This is a genomic window from Nostoc sp. FACHB-110, assembly GCF_014697425.1.
Lineage (GTDB): Bacteria > Cyanobacteriota > Cyanobacteriia > Cyanobacteriales > Nostocaceae > Nostoc_B.
Map to the genome: position 1 here is coordinate 79,892 of NZ_JACJRU010000010.1, position 12,922 is coordinate 92,813.

At 40.1% G+C, this 12,922-nt stretch carries 15 protein-coding genes; 7 read left to right on the forward strand and 8 right to left on the reverse strand.

Annotated features, from left to right (window positions below):
* The first annotated feature begins 38 nt into the window (after positions 1 to 38).
* From H6G69_RS12265 to H6G69_RS12280, 4 genes are all read left to right on the forward strand, one after another.
* Positions 39 to 1,214, forward strand: coding sequence for a sigma-70 family RNA polymerase sigma factor (locus H6G69_RS12265; RefSeq protein ID WP_190686648.1), 1,176 nt, complete (start codon positions 39 to 41; stop codon positions 1,212 to 1,214).
* A 153-nt stretch (positions 1,215 to 1,367) separates the two neighbouring features.
* Positions 1,368 to 2,510, forward strand: coding sequence for a DUF1822 family protein (locus H6G69_RS12270; protein WP_190686948.1), 1,143 nt, complete (start codon positions 1,368 to 1,370; stop codon positions 2,508 to 2,510).
* 71 nt (positions 2,511 to 2,581) lie between these two features.
* Positions 2,582 to 3,049, forward strand: coding sequence for a DUF4870 domain-containing protein (locus H6G69_RS12275; RefSeq protein ID WP_190686651.1), 468 nt, complete (start codon positions 2,582 to 2,584; stop codon positions 3,047 to 3,049).
* 6 nt (positions 3,050 to 3,055) lie between these two features.
* Entirely contained in the window at positions 3,056 to 3,529 is a 474-nt protein-coding gene (locus H6G69_RS12280) for a DUF4870 domain-containing protein (protein WP_190686654.1), read from the forward strand.
* A gap of 74 nt (positions 3,530 to 3,603) precedes the next feature.
* Here H6G69_RS12280 and H6G69_RS12285 read toward each other — a convergent pair whose 3' ends face one another.
* Genes H6G69_RS12285 through H6G69_RS12315 form a run of 7 tightly spaced genes read right to left on the reverse strand, consistent with a single transcriptional unit; the run spans position 3,604 to position 7,556 of the window.
* Positions 3,604 to 4,266 (reverse strand): Na(+)/H(+) antiporter subunit B, encoded by a 663-nt coding sequence (locus H6G69_RS12285; protein WP_190686657.1) that lies wholly within the window; start codon positions 4,264 to 4,266, stop codon positions 3,604 to 3,606.
* Positions 4,263 to 4,883 (reverse strand): DUF4040 domain-containing protein, encoded by a 621-nt coding sequence (locus H6G69_RS12290; RefSeq protein WP_190686659.1) that lies wholly within the window; start codon positions 4,881 to 4,883, stop codon positions 4,263 to 4,265. The genes H6G69_RS12285 and H6G69_RS12290 overlap by 4 nt, the downstream gene beginning before the upstream one ends.
* Positions 4,876 to 5,154 (reverse strand): monovalent cation/H(+) antiporter subunit G, encoded by a 279-nt coding sequence (locus tag H6G69_RS12295; RefSeq protein ID WP_190686662.1) that lies wholly within the window; start codon positions 5,152 to 5,154, stop codon positions 4,876 to 4,878. The genes H6G69_RS12290 and H6G69_RS12295 overlap by 8 nt, the downstream gene beginning before the upstream one ends.
* The gene (locus tag H6G69_RS12300; protein ID WP_190686665.1) at positions 5,151 to 5,408 is read right to left on the reverse strand and encodes a hypothetical protein; all 258 of its coding nucleotides are present in this window, start codon (positions 5,406 to 5,408) and stop codon (positions 5,151 to 5,153) included. Before H6G69_RS12300 ends, H6G69_RS12295 begins: the two co-directional genes overlap by 4 nt.
* Entirely contained in the window at positions 5,405 to 5,794 is a 390-nt protein-coding gene (locus H6G69_RS12305; RefSeq protein WP_190686668.1) for a Na+/H+ antiporter subunit E, read from the reverse strand. Before H6G69_RS12305 ends, H6G69_RS12300 begins: the two co-directional genes overlap by 4 nt.
* The gene (locus H6G69_RS12310; protein WP_190686670.1) at positions 5,779 to 7,224 is read right to left on the reverse strand and encodes a cation:proton antiporter; all 1,446 of its coding nucleotides are present in this window, start codon (positions 7,222 to 7,224) and stop codon (positions 5,779 to 5,781) included. The genes H6G69_RS12305 and H6G69_RS12310 overlap by 16 nt, the downstream gene beginning before the upstream one ends.
* Positions 7,221 to 7,556 (reverse strand): NADH-quinone oxidoreductase subunit K, encoded by a 336-nt coding sequence (locus H6G69_RS12315; protein ID WP_190686673.1) that lies wholly within the window; start codon positions 7,554 to 7,556, stop codon positions 7,221 to 7,223. Before H6G69_RS12315 ends, H6G69_RS12310 begins: the two co-directional genes overlap by 4 nt.
* Positions 7,557 to 8,370: 814 nt before the next feature.
* On the opposite strand from H6G69_RS12315, the gene H6G69_RS12320 reads away from it, so the two are divergent.
* Positions 8,371 to 9,486, forward strand: a complete 1,116-nt coding sequence (locus H6G69_RS12320; protein ID WP_190686675.1) for a Gfo/Idh/MocA family protein — start codon at positions 8,371 to 8,373, stop codon at positions 9,484 to 9,486.
* An 83-nt stretch (positions 9,487 to 9,569) separates the two neighbouring features.
* On the opposite strand, the gene H6G69_RS12325 is transcribed toward H6G69_RS12320, so the two are convergent.
* Entirely contained in the window at positions 9,570 to 10,037 is a 468-nt protein-coding gene (locus tag H6G69_RS12325; RefSeq protein WP_199335940.1) for a hypothetical protein, read from the reverse strand.
* A gap of 202 nt (positions 10,038 to 10,239) precedes the next feature.
* Between H6G69_RS12325 and H6G69_RS12330 the strand changes: the two genes are divergently transcribed.
* A complete protein-coding gene (locus H6G69_RS12330) occupies positions 10,240 to 12,198 on the forward strand; it encodes a CHASE3 domain-containing protein (protein ID WP_190686678.1) in 1,959 nt (652 codons plus the stop codon).
* Between the two features lie 234 nt (positions 12,199 to 12,432).
* Complete coding sequence (locus H6G69_RS12335; protein WP_190686681.1) at positions 12,433 to 12,903, forward strand: response regulator; 471 nt, start codon at positions 12,433 to 12,435, stop codon at positions 12,901 to 12,903.
* The last annotated feature ends 19 nt before the right edge of the window (positions 12,904 to 12,922 follow it).

Genomic DNA, 12,922 nt, shown 5'->3' on the forward strand with positions numbered 1-12,922 from the left:
TGCCTGTACTTTTCCTATAGGTCGGCTTGTAATTTTTTATGCAACCTCGACAAAGCATCATTGAAATTTTTTCAACTTTTGTGCAGTTTGATGGCGATCGCTTCAGTCGTTGGGCGGCTGAAGCGCGCTTGCGACGCAGCATCCAACGTTGTCTGCAACAAATACCTCAAGAAAATTCTGAATATTTTTGGGTATTGTACTGGTATAAGTTTTGGCAAGAACCAGCCGCTACATCCTTAGCTACGCAACATCTAACGGCGTATTTACAAGAACCTTGTTATTGGACATCGCAAAAAACTTGTGCTGGTTTCGCTAGTAGTCAATTCAAATTGTCTGATTGTTTTCAAATTGCCATCGCCCAGGTTGAACGCGTCCTCAAAGGTTTTAATCCTGCGCAAAGTAGCAGTTTCAAAAACTACGCTAGTCTGATTTTTGGGACTGCTATCCGCGAAACTTTGCGTCAGCGTCAAGAAGTCGATATTTGTAGTGATTGGGGTTTATTACGCAAAACAAGCCAAAAGCGTTTAGAAGAAGCTTTGGAAAACGCTGGTTTATCCCCGGAAACCATTCGCGCCTACACTGTGGCTTGGACTGCTTTTAAAACATTGTATATCCCCACCAAAGCCAGTAACTCCAGGCAATTATCCCGGCCTGATGATACTACTTGGGATGCGATCGCTCAATCTTTTAATTCTCAAAGTAGCCAATCTGCAAACGCCCAAAATTTGGAAAAATGGCTATTAAATGCAGCAAAAGCTGTTCGCAAATATCTTTATCCTGCGCCAGATTCTCTCAATGTCTCCAAAGGTGGTGATGATGGGTTTGAGTTACTGGATAATTTACCAGGGGTGCAAGAATCTTTAATTAACGAAATTGTCGCCCAAGAAGAAGAACAAGCGAGAAATTCGCAACGAGAGGAAATTAGCCAAGTATTACAAACTGCGATCGCTCAACTAGAAACGCAAATCCAACAGATATTGCAACTATACTACGCACAGCAGCTGAATCAAGATGCGATCGCTAAACAATTAGATATTAAACAATATACTGTTTCCCGGCGATTGACCAAAGCTAAAGAGGTTTTATTGCGGTCTTTAGCTAACTGGTGTCAAGATAGCCTGCATATTTCTGTGACATCAGACTTACTCAAAAGTATGAGTGCTGTGATGGAAGAATGGTTACAAAATTACTATATGGCAGAAGGCAGGAGGTAGAAGTTCTGATTTTAGAGCCAAGCAAGAGAGACAAGTCTTTTTACTCAGCACTCAGCACTCAGCACTTTACTGGAGATTTTGCCGCCTGTTCGGGGAAGAGAAGTTTCCCTGGTAGTGCCAAAACAAGCCCAACCTTTCCCCGGAGGAACCGCCATGACTTTTACTTTTTCTGATTCTACAGAACTGATTTTAGAAATTCCCGAAACTGCACAAGGTGATTTAGCCTTTTCTCATCCTAGTGCTGACTATCAAGCTTATTTAAATAAACTTTGCCTGAATGCTGTCTTACCTTGGTTACAGGAAGACTTTACACCACAGGCAAAGGTTTGGCCAACTAGCACTGCTTTAGCCAGTTTTTGGGAACTGGTCAATGGAACCGCTATTACAGTAGATGCAACGAGATTTATTTTGGTTCCCAGTGAAAGTATTGATTTGAGTGAGTTGCGTGTACCCCAGGAATGGGTAGATTTACCGAGTTGGCTAGGCGATTATTATTTGGCGGTGCAAGTGGAACCAGATGCAGGTTATGTCAGGGTTTGGGGTTATTGCACCCATAGTCAAATTAAAAATAAAGGAAGTTATGACGCAGGCGATCGCACTTATTCTTTAGATGCTAGTGAGATAATTACTGATATTAGTGTTTTAGCTGTGGCGCGAGAATTTTGTACGGCAGAACCTACACGCGCTCCAGTTACCGCAATTCCCACCCTACCGCAAGCCCAAGCTCACAATTTAATTGACCGCCTGGGAAAGTCCGAAGTCGTCACGCCTCGGTTAGCCATTCCGTTTCAACTTTGGGGCGGGTTAGTTGAACATGGCGGTTGGCGACAAAATTTATATGAAAAACGCATCGGACTACCCCAACAGCGTTCAGTTTTGGAATGGTTGCAAAGCGGTGTATCTCAACTTGCACAAAATATTGGTTGGGAACGCTGGAATTTAGAATTAAGTGCAGCAGCGCGGAGTGTCGAAGATAGACAAACCCAGGTAAATATATCACGACGACTAGCGATCGCCGGACAAATCTATGAACTAACAATTACACCCCAAGGCGAACCAGATGCACCCTATTGGCGGTTTGAGTTGCATAACGCCACTGTGGGTGCAGTTATTCCTGAAGGTTTTAAACTGCGACTTCTCACAGAAGATTTGCAGCCTTTTCCTGATAACGAAGATATTGCCACAACTGCTATCGAACAACTTTATGTAGAAGTAGCCTTAGAACCAGGTGAAGGCATAGTTTGGGAAATTGAACCTTTTCCCGAAAATTGCGATCGTGAAATACTTAAATTTTAAACTTTTGTCTAGCTAGTTTGCAGGTAGTGTAGTAAATAGGATTTTATTTATCTCTCTGCCACTAACAAGCCATGAAAAAACGAGACAAACAACAAATGCGAATATGGGCGATGTTGTGTCATCTTTCGGCTTTGTTATCATGGCTAGTGTTATTTGGGCTAGTTTTTATTGGTATTCCTTTATATTTGCCACTCAATATTTTAATACCATTAGGCATTTGGCAACTTTACAAAACTAAATATCCTTGGATTGATTTTCAGGGTAGAGAATCTTTAAACTTTCAAATTTCCTTGACTTTATATACTTTAGTAGTGATCGTGATTTCGTTGCTAATTGTCTTAGGTAGTTGTGGCGTTGCCATTACCACCAATGGCACTGTTAATGAAGTTAGTTCAGTTTTAGATGGTTTGCTATTGCTATGGATGTTTTTAATTATTGGATTACTTTTATTCCAATCATTTATAGTCAGTTTTGCCGCCATTAAAGCTTATCATGGAGAACACTATCGCTATCCTTTCACTATGCGAATTATCAGATAATTATCCATGAATAATAATATAGAACGCCCAGATAGGTTATGGGCAATGTTATCTCATCTAGCGGCTCTAATTTGGCTACCGATTTATCTAATTAGTGCCATCTTTTTGAATATTCCTCTTTATATTCCATTTATTAATATTTTATTACCCTTATATATTTGGCAGCGTTATAAAAATCGATATACTTGGGTAGATATTCATGGCAAAGAATCTGTAAATTTTCAACTGTCTATAACGCTCTATATAATTATTGCTATTATTTGTTTATTATTAATATCTCCAATTTGTGGAATTGACTTCAGCAAAGTTGCCACCAATGATAGATTAGAAAAGTTTAAATTTGCCTATTTTTTGGGCACAGGTTATTTCCTGATTTTTGTTATATCTTTATACCAAACCCTATGTAGTATAACAGCAGCAATTCAAGCTTATAGAGGTAAAAACTATCGCTATTCCTCTACAATCAGATTTTTGAAATAAAAAGTAGAGAAATAGCAATGCTAAGTCTCTACAGAGTCTCTTTGTATGATCATTAATGTGAATGATATAAATATCTACAATAACCCCCGATAGCGGATAAAAACTAAAACTACAGCCCATGACCCCAAGGCAACTTTGATTGCAACTAATATATTCAACAACGGGAGAATTCCTCCACTAACAAGTGCGCCCATCTCTCCGTGTGGTAACTCCACTCCAGCTAGAGTTAACACTGCTAGGACAATAAAAACAAGAACCGAAATTTTCTCCCATGTAGCGGCGTGCCATCGCTGGTAAATTCCTTGCATCCACTCTGGTGACGAGGTAATCGCAATCAGCCCAATTGCTGTTCCGCCAGCAACTCCGGCAGCAAAACCACCGCCAGGGCTAAGATGTCCGCGAATAGCTAGTTCAATACTGACCAACGCGGCAATAGTCGCTCCCAAACGTGCTAGGACAATAGATGGTTGATCGGTAAAACTATAAATTGTGGTAGAAGGCTTTTCATTGGCTAACAGAAAGTAGACACCCATGATAGCGATTGTAAATACCACTACTTCAAAAATAGTGTCATACAAACGATTTCTGAGAATAATGACTGTGACTGCATTAGGTATACCACCATCTTTGACGATTGATTCCACAATCGAGAAATCCGGTAGCACTGCGGTTGAATTTGGTAAGATGAGCATTTTCACAAACAGTGCTATCCCTGCTGCAATGTAAATCCATTTCATAAAGACCTCGGAGAAACCGTATCTGCTGTTGGAGAGGGAGAAATATGCTCTTCACCTGAATTTGGTGTATTTATATAGTTAAGGATTGTTGCTGGTGATGTCAGTTCAGTTTGTAGAATTTCATAGATGCGTTTTACCCTAATAGCGGTGTGATATTGTTGGTTTTCATCATTGCTTGTTGCATAATCTGACTCGATGTTTTCTCGTCTAACACAGATTGCATGGAGTTCTTTATCCATCAACGCCTGTTGCAAGGCTTGGTTATTGGAGTAGGGAACTAGTTCTAGACGCATCTGGCGTTTGCCAAAAATTGTGCGTAATTCATCTAATAGTTGCCCAAAATGCTGTTCTTCCTCTGCCTCGTTTTTGATGATGCCAAGACGCATCACCATTGATGAACGTACTGCTACTGCATAGAGGGTAATTGCCAGCATCGTACCTACCAATGCTTCTGTTAGAGCAACATCTGGCGCGCCTAAAACTGCATATACCATTGCCGCAACTGCACCTAAGATGCCACGAATAACTAGCGCATTGTATGGATTGACTTGAAATACCACCATACAAGCAGACAATGGCAGCAGCGCAATGATGATATACATATAGCTATCATTCATAATTACCCTCGCTACTAGAACAGTAAGCCAACACATACCCCAGCACTGTGTTCCAAATTGCTAGGGAGATGAGAGCCAGGATGAGTAGCGGCCATTCGCTGGGTATCTTCAATAACAACCCAATGATGATGTTCATCGATCCCAGGGTATCAGCAACGGAAAGACTATGAAGCTTGAACAATAAAGATCGCTTGCCAAGTAAGGAAGGGGTTCCCCAAAACCAAAAGATGAGTCCTAGACCTATACAGACATAACTAAGAAAGTCAATCATACTTCATTCAGACGTTTAATTATATTAGCCAGCAACATTAATCCAGCATTCCCCACACTGAGAATGATGACTCCAACAACACCAATCATCCAATCATCACGTAAAACCGATACCACCAAGATTGTGATAGAAGTTTTGGTAGCAAAACTGGCAAATGCCAACATTTTTTGCCAAATATCGTCATCTTGCCATGCTTCATACATGGGAATGAGCATTGCCAAAATCATGGCAATTAATACAAAGTTTAGAATCATCCTTTTCTCCTCCGGCGCACCCAATGTACTTCGTACCAACCTTTTTCGTGATATTTCAAGACAATGGTTTTAGGCGTAAAGGTAATCAAGAAGATATCCAGAAATATCAGCCCTGGTGTTCGACCTGGTTTCACTTGTTCCATTGTGATGTCTTCGTATTTATGCGGTCGGAGGATGATTTCAAATGCTTCAATGTAAGCTTTAGGAATTGCCACTATCACTTCACCCAACACACGCAGCCAATCTTTTAATGATCCTCTTGCTGTGTAGCCACCAGGCAATAAAAAAGCAATACCGACACCAATAATGATATTTGCCACACTGAAATTGGCAGTGAGCAGAAACCAAATGACCAGTCGCAGTATGAGATTTAGATACCCAACCATGCAAATCCCTTCCAGAACAGCAGGACTAAAATTAGACTCATGACACCAATTAGATGATCAAATTGCTCAAGCACACGCGGCAGCTTGATGAGTGAATGTTTAAAGATGATCAAGTAAGCTACCCACCCGATAGCGATGGTTGCCAGGGGCTTAATGATATTTTCCAGACTATATGCTTCGTAATAAACAATATTAGCCAGAAACAGCCCACCAATTAAGAGGATAATGGCAGCCCAAAAACCTGGCTTGACATTGATATTGTCGCTATTGCCGCCACGAGGCAGAAAGATGAATTTAGCAAAGGATATTGCGGTTCCCAAGGCGGCAATATTCATGGCGATCGCTTGCCAAGGTAACAGATTCTTGGATGTCAACACCTTTGCGCCAAAACCAGATAACAAGGGAAAGCCGGAAATCGAGAAGCTAGCCATCACTAAAGCAATCCAAATTGGGGTAGCGATCGCTTGGTTTTGCAGTTCTTTGAAGTTGCGACTCGGCAATACCCCTGCGATTAAAAACAACGCAGATTTTACGAGTCCGTGGGTCAGGGCATAAAAACCACCCACAACCGGGGCAGCTAAGATAAACCCTAACTGCGAAACCGTATGAAATGCCAACATCCGCTTAGTATCTTTTTCAAAGACTGCATAAAACACCCCCAAAATTGCCGTACCTACGCCGAAGGTTCTCACTATCGGGTCAACCTCTGCCACCATCAACGCACACCGCACTAACGGATAAACCCCAGCTTTGACCACAACTCCCGACAGCATCGCTGATACTGGCGTTTCTGATTCGGAGTGGGTCAGCGGCAACCATAAACCCGATACAAAAATCCCTCCTTTTGTCAATAGTCCTAAAAAAATCAAGGCCAGTGCCTCTGGAGGTGCGACGCGCAAACCAGCAAAACTAAATGAATGATGCGCTTGATATGCCAGCACCGCACCCACTAGATAAAACAGCATGGCGACGTTGCTGACAAACAAATAGCGTAAGCCAACCCAAATCGAGCGGTCAGTTCGAGGATAAGCAATCAACAAAAACGCGGCAATACCACTCACCTCTAAAGCCACGTATAAACTGATCAAATCTGAACAGACAAACGCGGCATTAATACTGCCATGCAAAATAATCAATTGTGAGTAAAAGAAGGCTCTTTTATCGCTGTACCAACAGTAGAGTATGACGGCTGTTGTTACCAACGCATTAGTTAATATAAAGTAGCCGCTAAGTTGATCAATTGTTAAGAGAACACCGAAATTATCGAGCAACTTTAGTGTTAGTGGCGGCTTGAAAAATAGCTGCAACGCATATCCTACCGAAGCAAAAGTCACACATAAAGCGAGATATTTATCAATTTTGGGAAGTAGATAAATAACGAACCCTAAAAAAAATGGTAGTGCCAGCCAGGCGATCGTAATGGTAGTCATGGCGTATTGTTTTTCTCAATTTCGCTACTTTCTAACGTTGGATTATCTCGTGCCAATTTCATCACACCGACCAGCATTAAGGACTGAATCGAAAATCCGATGACAATCGCCGTTAATATGACAGCTTGGGGAACTGGGTCAGCGTATCTAATATCTTTGACGTTAGAAATAATTGGGGTAAACAAACCATTTCTTGATGCAATTAGTACATAACAGGCGATAACCCCCGTACTCATAACATCCATAGAGATGATTTTCATAACGAGATTTTTTTTCAGAATGATACCGAAAAATCCGCAGAATATTGTTGCAAATATACACGCTTCTAACACAAGAATTACCTGTTGTATAAAGAGTAAGTGTAAAAGAGAAAATCAATGCCTCTCTTTTACCTAGTTTGTGTTTAAAGGTAGTGGATAAAATTAACTAGGTTGATTAAATTAACTTATTCTAAATACTCTTTTTTTACTGGCGATCGTTTAAATGCAAAATTTAGCTTTATTAAAATGCCAGCTACTTTGAGCAAATTTCATGGTTGTAAACCATGAAAAATTAGACGAAGAAAAATTTATTTTTGGCATGTAAATTTACTCCAACTAAATCTCCCATAAAATGGGCTGAAGATAGAGATTGTTAAGAACTATTGATTAATAAAACTTGCAGAAGTAACAAGTTTTATTTAACATCGAATTTAATACGGTTATTAATAGCTTACAGCCTTGTATGTCAATATTGTTTATTAAAAATCTTCAAGATTTAATAAATATTAAATTATTTACATAGATAAAATACTATAGTTATCGGCTAAGTTTAAATTCTTCAAACTTAGCCGATAAAAATTTATTTTTTCTATAGTAACCATAAATGAGTTGTGTAGAAGGCACATAGCGCTGGGTCTAGGACTTGTAAACAAATCCATTCACTATATTTTTATCTCTAATATTAAGTTCGGATGATATCTAATCATCCCCGAATCTATGCATAAAACCCAAAAATGCTTTCTCTACCCCTCTGCTCCCCTGCTCCCTCTGCGGTCTTCATGATAAGTCTTTAACCGAACACGATATTATTCCCTGCCCAGTTGTCACTTTTTGTTTATAGTCTTTCTATATATTAGATATAAAACAATACAGAGGGGAATTAACTATGAGTCAGAATGTAGTTGGGGTGGCTGTAGTGGGGACTGGATTTGGTCAAAAAGTCCATATACCAGGGTTTAAAGCTCATCCACGAACGGAGGTGGTTGCTGTTTACCATCGAGATATTCATAAAGCCCAAGCAATTGCTGATGCTAATAATATTCCTCACGCTTGTGATAGTCTAGCTAATATTGTCAAATTACCAGAAGTACAAGCTGTTAGTATTTCTACACCACCATTTCTGCACTATGAAATGGCAAAAACTGTATTACAAGCAGGCAAGCATTTATTATTAGAAAAACCCACAACGTTAAATGTAGCCGAAGCCAAAGAACTTGATCAATTAGCAACAGCAAATGGTGTAACTGCGGTTGTTGATTTTGAATTTCGCTTTGTTCCAGGATGGCAGTTATTTGCCCAATTATTAGCATCAGATTATGTCGGAAATAAGCGTTTAATTAAAATTGACTGGTTGGGTTCTTCCCGCGCTGATACTTCTCGTCCGTGGAATTGGTATTCGTCTCAAGCACAAGGCGGTGGTGCATTGGGGTCTTTGGGTTCCCACGCGTTTGATTATATTTATTGGTTATTTGGGCCAGTCCGCAGATTAAGTGCTTATTTAAGTACAGCTATTTCTCATCGCCTTGACCCTAGTAGTGGCGTATTAAAGCCTGTAGAAACTGATGATAATTGTTTGCTGTCGTTAGAATTAGCTGATGGAACACCTTGTCAACTGAATATTAGTGCGGTGGTTCATGCGTCCCGAACTCATTGGGTAGAAGTGTATGGCGATCGCGCTACATTAGTTTTAGGCAGCGAAAATCAAAAAGACTATATCCACGGTTTTCGGGTTTGGGGTTCTCCAGTTGGTCAACCTTTAGCGGAAATTGAAATTCCACAGCAGTTAATGTTTACCCAAAACTTTGCTGATGGTCGCATTAGCGCATTTTTGCGAGTAGTAGATCAATGGCTACAAGGAATTGACCAACAGCAGTCAATAGTCCCATCCTTGCGCGAAGGCGTTTATTCCCAGTTATTGATGGATTTATCTCATAAATCTCATGACACTAGGAGTTGGGTTGATGTCCCTAATTTGGATACTTATTTAGAAAATAAGGAGTAGAGTTTAAGGTGTAAAGGTTTTGAATACGTACACCCCTCTACCCTTACACCCCACACCTGTAAACCCTCAAAGTAATTGATACTTTAAAACACCACTGCTTTGGCTGTACCAAATAAAGGTGTAACTTTGTAAGTCTGTCTTTGTCCTTGGTTCAATACTGGTATTGTCGAAAAACGGTTGACAGTGGTAATACCGTTAGTCACAATTTTGGCTTCATTGGTGTTTCCCAAGTTGACATCAGGGATAAGCAAGCTAAATGTTACAGAACCAGTATCTACAGTTTTATAGATAGTTACTGTCACTAATTGGCCAATTTCTGTATCTGTAGTTCGGATTTCGTCTCCAGAAAACTGCAATTTTTGTTGTTGGTCTTGATAGTTGAGCAGTGGCTTACCTACAAAGCTAGTTGTAGAATAAGTGACTTTAATCTCATGGTTTTGCAACTCATAAAGAGTTGGAACCTTGGCTATTTGGGCATGAGAAGACTGAACAGGTATGGCCGTCAATGCTACGCCGAGTGTTAAAGCAGAAACCAAAAGTTGTGCTTGCATATTTCACACAAAAACTGTGAGTCGGGAAAATGTAATATTTGTAACTAATCCCTCAGGATTATAGCTTGAGATCACACCGTTAAAACAAAAATACTTGACTGTGTAAAATTGCACGATCGCACCTGCTCAGGTTGTCTGTTGAAGTTGCTACACCTGTGATATTTCATTTATATTTCTCCTGTAGAACCAGTAGCATAGTATTATGCTGCTGCAAATTGCCAAATCTATTTTTCAACGAAGATTAACAAGTGCGATCGCTCTCCCTAGCGTTCTACTATTGCTGTTTTCAGGAGTTTCTCTGTGGCAAATTAACCGTCTGTTGTCAGCACTGCAATGGGTAGATCATTCAGACCAAGTAATTGCTCAGGCTTACCGCACTCATAAACTATTACTCGATATCCAAACAGGCTCACGCGGCTACATCATCACAGGTCAACAAGAATTTCTCAAACCTTACCAAAAAGCCATCCCAGATATTAATATTGCTTTTCTCGAATTAAACAATTTGGTTGTTGATAATTCACTGCAAGTTCAACGGATAAAGCAACTGCAATTGCATTATCAAGATTGGAATCGGTTGATTTCTCAAGGTTTAGAACTGCGTCAGCAAGGCAAAGTAGAATCTGTGGTAAATTTTGTAGCCAGAGAAAAGCAGATGGATGTAATTCGCACTCAGATAGAAGCGTTTATTGCGACAGAAGAAACACTCCGTAATCGTCGCAGCCAAACTGCCCGTGAGACAGCACAGCAAGTGAGTACGAATAGCATCATTTTGGCAATCATTATCGGGATTACTTTGACTTACTACATCCGACAACAAATATATAAGGTGTCGCAGAGTTATGAAAATGCCTTAAAGACTGCCATTGAACAAACTGAAATAGCTCAACTTTCGGCTCAACGTTTGGCAGATTTACACAAAATTGACAGAGCAATTTTAGCGGCTGAACCTAATGTAACAATTATTAGAGATGCCTTAAAAAGGTTACGTCAACTCATCAATTGTCAACAAGCTTTTTCGATATTATTCAATTTTGAAACTAAAACTGCTGAGGTACTCGCTGGTGATGCTGATAGTGAATTACCACTAACTGAAGGTACAACACTGCCCATTGCTGATTTTTTTCTGCCAGAAGTGTTATCTCAGCCGCCATTTTTGGTAATTAACGCTGAAAATCCACCAATTATCCAACAACTTGGAGGCAGAGAAAAAAATAGTTGCTTAACGATCCCCTTGCAAGTAGAAGATGTTGTGATTGGGGAAATAATTTTGGTGAAATCTCAACCAGAAACTTTTAGTAGAGAAGTTTTAGAAATAGCGCAAGAAGTTTCCGCCCAATTAGCGATCGCAATTAAGCAATCACAACTGCGACAACAACTCCAAGATTATGCGACACAACTAGAGCATCGAGTATCAGAACGCACCGCCCAACTCCAAGAAATTAATCATGACTTAGAAGCCTTTAATTATTCTGTTTCTCACGACTTACGCGCGCCTTTACGTACCATGCAAGGTTTTGCTCAAGCTTTGTTAGAAGACTACAGCGACCAACTAGATTCTTTTGGTCAAGACTGCCTCAACTATATTGCTGAGGGAGCCAAGCAAATGGATACTTTAATTACTGATTTACTGAGTTACAGTCGCTTGAGTCGCAGTCAAATTTCCCTTCAACCTGTGGATTTGAATGTTGTTGTTCGAGAAGCGATGATGCAAATAGATGCACAAATTCAACAACAACAAGCGCACATTCAAATCGAAAATGCTTTACCCCAGGTTTTGGCTCATCGTTCTACGCTTGTTCAAGTGGTGACAAATTTATTAAATAATGCAATTAAGTTTGTACAATCGGATAGAGAGCCTGTTGTGCAAATCTATTCAAAGGAATACCACCAAGAGCAAGCTACTTGGGTTAAATTGTGGATTATAGATAATGGCATTGGCATCGCACCAGAACATCAAGAGCGAATTTTTCGGGTTTTTGAACGATTGCATGGCGTAGAAGTGTATCCAGGGACAGGAATTGGGCTAGCAATTGTGCGTAAAGGCTTAGAAAAGATGGGCGGTTTTTGTGGGGTAGAATCCCAATTAGGTCAAGGTAGTCGCTTTTGGATTGCTTTACCAAAAGCTGTGTTGGAACGCCAAGACACTAGAGATAGTTAATCAAAATCTCAGTACAGGTTTTTTGTGTGTGTTTTCTGTAACTCCTATGGTAGAAGACAAAGACCTGAAATTTGCCCAGGATAAGAATAAGAGGTTTCAGGCAATCTGTAGCTTAATCAGGTGGGTTACAGGCTAAAGGAGTGGATCAGCAATGAATAATCAAAAAAAAACAAAGTTAAAATTGATACATACTAAAACACCTATGATGGAATTGTCAAAAGTTATGGAATCTCAATGAATACAGTATCCATAGGGGAGACAATTCTGTTAGTCGAAGATGATGCTCGTGATATTCTCCTCGTTAAACGAGCTTTTCGTAAGGTTGGCATTACTAACCCACTACAAGTAGTCAGAGATGGCGATACTGCTTTACTTTACCTATCGGGAGAAGCACCATATAGCGATCGCAATCTTTATCCTTTGCCAGCTTTAATCTTGCTCGATTTAAAATTACCCAGACGTTCTGGTGCTGAAGTACTGATGTGGTTAAAGCAACAACCAAGACTGAAGCGCTTACCAGTTGTCGTTTTAACTGCCTCTCAAGAATATGGCGATGTCAATCTTTTATATGACTTAGGTGTAAACGCCTATATGGTCAAACCTGTGGCTTTTGATAATTTAGTTGAAATTGTCGCCATTGTTAACCGACATTGGATGGTTTTTAACCAAAAGCCAGAACTTGGCACTTATGAAGAAAATTACTAAATACACTGGTTAGACTTAC